General features: G+C 56.9%; 5 protein-coding genes. All 5 read left to right on the top strand.

Annotated features, from left to right (window positions below):
- On the top strand, positions 1-605 hold a 605-nt coding region (locus tag HWQ67_RS15575; RefSeq protein WP_218253605.1), incomplete at its 5' end, for a GP88 family protein.
- 6 nt (positions 606-611) lie between these two features.
- Positions 612-2,021 (top strand): DUF2958 domain-containing protein, encoded by a 1,410-nt coding sequence (locus tag HWQ67_RS15570; RefSeq protein WP_218253604.1) that lies wholly within the window; start codon positions 612-614, stop codon positions 2,019-2,021.
- A gap of 10 nt (positions 2,022-2,031) precedes the next feature.
- Complete coding sequence (locus tag HWQ67_RS15565) at positions 2,032-2,250, top strand: hypothetical protein (RefSeq protein WP_218253603.1); 219 nt, start codon at positions 2,032-2,034, stop codon at positions 2,248-2,250.
- Between the two features lie 2 nt (positions 2,251-2,252).
- Positions 2,253-2,657: a hypothetical protein gene (locus HWQ67_RS15560; RefSeq protein WP_218253602.1), complete on the top strand. Its 405-nt coding sequence runs from the start codon at positions 2,253-2,255 to the stop codon at positions 2,655-2,657.
- Positions 2,654-2,861: hypothetical protein (locus HWQ67_RS15555; protein WP_218253601.1), on the top strand; the 208-nt coding region annotated here is incomplete at its 3' end. The genes HWQ67_RS15560 and HWQ67_RS15555, both read left to right, overlap by 4 nt.

The following is a 2,861-nucleotide window of genomic DNA, read 5'->3' as shown; positions in this document are numbered from 1 at the left end:
TATCGAAGGCAAAACAGTCCGACCGTGGAATCTGGTTCGGGACTCCCGACTATTTCAGAATTCACGACTCTGGGGACTTCTGGTCTACCAAGTATGCTGAACAATGGTTTGAAGTCGCAGAACGATTACCGAAGACTAAGTTCTGGTCCCCGACGAGGGTATGTCTGCGCCCCGATGGCAGCGTCAATGAAAAATGGGTCAACGCACTAAACGCAGCCCCGGACAACATGATAGTGCGGCCCTCATCGCTTTACTTCGAAGACTTCCCGCCGATGATTTATGGGTTATCCGCCGGCTCAACGGCAGCAACCGAGGTCGTCAGCAAGGCGATATGGGACTGCCCCGTTTACAAACGAAAAAAGAAAACCTGTGTAGAGGCTCATTGTCGGTTGTGCTGGACAAATCCAGAAGTCCCCGTGAGATATCCCACGCATGGGTCGGAAGCCAAAAGGATGTATCGCGAAAGTCAAGAGTGGGCAGAAGATGCGTCTGCGATTCGTGGCGTTGACCACGAGGCGTGCTTCGGGTGCCTTGGTGCCATCATCGAGCCGGGAACGCCTACAGACGCGGTGATGAGTGAGCTAGAAGATTACGATTTGGAGTAGTACCTCATGGCCAAGTTCAAGGAAGGCGACCGCGTCGTATTCGAACCTACCATCTTCGATGCCCTGTACTACTCGAAGTACGGCATCCAGCGCGGCGACATCGGCTACGTCACGACCATCCCGGGCTACCATGGGCGCAGCATCTACACGGACCCTATGAAGAAGCTTCTCGCCGTGCGATGGAACCTAGCAGACGGGCAGACCATGACCATCGGAACCGCTGTGGCGAGCGTAAAGAAGGTCCCTAAATCGGGCATGTCGGGTTCTGGGAACGATGAACTCCACCTCAAGGCCGCCTTCCCGAACCTCACGCAGGACCAGGTCGACAAGCTCTCGGAAGCCTTCAGGAACGCGCAGTCTCATGAAGAGGTGGATGCAGCCCTTGAGCTCGCAAACGAGGCTCTGGGAGGCTATGGCGTTGAGGCAGTGCCCATCGCGGGGCAGGTCGACAAATACTACTACAACACTGGGGCTCTCTACGTCGCCCTCGGCGACACATACGACACGACCATCCTGTACGACACCCGGGAAGAAAAGTTCTTCATCGGGTCCTGGGGCGACTGGCTCGAGGAGCAGCAATCTGACGAGGACGACCCCGACAGCGCGTTCAGCCAGACGCTCGAGAACATCAGCAGTGCCGCCCACTGGATGGAAGGGATGCCCGACGGGTGGGAAAAGGAAGTCTACGGGTGGCTTTTCCATAACACGAACTTCTACGAGTACGAGGGCGACAATGGAGTGTACTATCCGCCCGAGAAGGAAGTCATCCGGGCGATGCGGGAACTGTGGCCGAACCTGGATTACTCAGAGTACGAGGGGAATTCCGAGCTTGACGGTGTATCCGGAACCAAGAAAAAGCTGGGAAAACTGAAGCCTAACAACTTGTTCATGTGGGCGAATCCGGGGCCGGAAGAACAGGGAATGCTCTTCCGGGTCCGCGAAGTGGGGCTGATGAATACACAAGTTGAGCCCGCCGAATGGGACCTCCCGCTTCCAAGCATCGAAACCGTCAACAATAACACTGAAGTGATTCAAGTAGAATGTCCGACATGCCATGGCGAATCGCATCCTCATGGAGGACCAGATTGTCCAACCTGTGGGATGGGCGCCCCCATCAAGCTCCTCACCAAGGACATCCTGAAGAAGCTTCCGCCGCTCTACTCGCAGGAGAACGTCGAGGACCCCATCGCCTACGTCAAGTTCTTCACGCCCGACAGTAACTGGACTTGGTACGCCTTGGAATACGACGGCAAGGACCTGTTCTTCGGGCTCGTCAAGGGACTCGAGACCGAGTTGGGCTATTTCAGCCTCTCAGAACTCCAGACATCAACGGGTCCGCACGGGCTTCACATCGAACGCGATACGGGGTTCAAACCCACACCCTTGAGCAAAATTCGCTCGGGCGAGGTGTCATAGGAGGTTGCCCATGCCCAGCCCAAAGCTTACCGGCGGCGACAAGCACATCATTCGAAACATTGTCGGCAGGTTACACGTCGGCACCTCTGATGAAGAAGTTATAAACTACCTTTACTCCCGGTTTGTAAGCAACCCATCCCCTGCCCTCGCCAAGGCGGCGGCGAAGTACGCCATCAAGGCCCACCACGACAACCAAGACCTATACCGTAGGGTCCAGAGAGGATGGTAACCATGCTCGGCTACAACCCCGGCCTCTACCAGATGCAAATGCAGCCGCCCCTCGAGCGCGAATACTCGTTCTACGAGGGAATGCGGTCTAACTTCATGAACGAGCTCATGTGGGCGAAAACCGACGGCGAAATCGAGCGCATCTTCGACCGCTGGCGGCTGGAGCTCCAAGGCCTGCTCACGGGCGGATTCATCAACCCAATGATTTACAACCTCGAGCACCAGAACATGGAGGCCCTTCGAAGAACTCGCCTGAAGGCGGTCAGGGAAGGGAAGGTTTCCGGCCTCGGGGCCCTCCCCGCGCTCCCATGGTGGGGCTGGGTCGCCATCGCGGTGCCGGCAGCAGCCATTTTGTTCGGAATCGGCCTGGCAGATGTCAAGAACTTCTTCTCGGGGTCCAGAGCGTGATTGAGGACCTCCTGCGCCCCAATGAGACCTTCGCTGTCATCGAACCGCTCACCGACATCCTGTCCTGTGAACGCAAGGATGACTTCTACTTCAAAGGCGCACATGCCATCGTCGGCATCAAGGAAGGCTCCAGAGCGGTAGTAGCCGTTGTGTTCGACAAGAGTATGGTCCCGAACGATACCGCTAAGGCGTGGCTCCGGGCCC

Source organism: Candidatus Magnetobacterium casense, from assembly GCF_019173545.1.
Taxonomy (GTDB): Bacteria; Nitrospirota; Thermodesulfovibrionia; order Thermodesulfovibrionales; family Magnetobacteriaceae; genus Magnetobacterium; species Magnetobacterium cryptolimnobacter.
The sequence above is the reverse complement of the archived record's forward strand: the minus strand, read 5'-3'. Positions and strand labels throughout refer to the sequence as shown.

What these genes read in the sequence shown, in the direction of transcription:
- HWQ67_RS15570 (WP_218253604.1), top strand. Translation starts at nt 612, where the DNA reads ATGGCCAAGTTCAAGGAAGGCGACCGCGTCGTATTCGAACCTACCATC.
- HWQ67_RS15565 (WP_218253603.1), top strand. Translation starts at nt 2,032, where the DNA reads ATGCCCAGCCCAAAGCTTACCGGCGGCGACAAGCACATCATTCGAAAC.
- HWQ67_RS15560 (WP_218253602.1), top strand. Translation starts at nt 2,253, where the DNA reads ATGCTCGGCTACAACCCCGGCCTCTACCAGATGCAAATGCAGCCGCCC.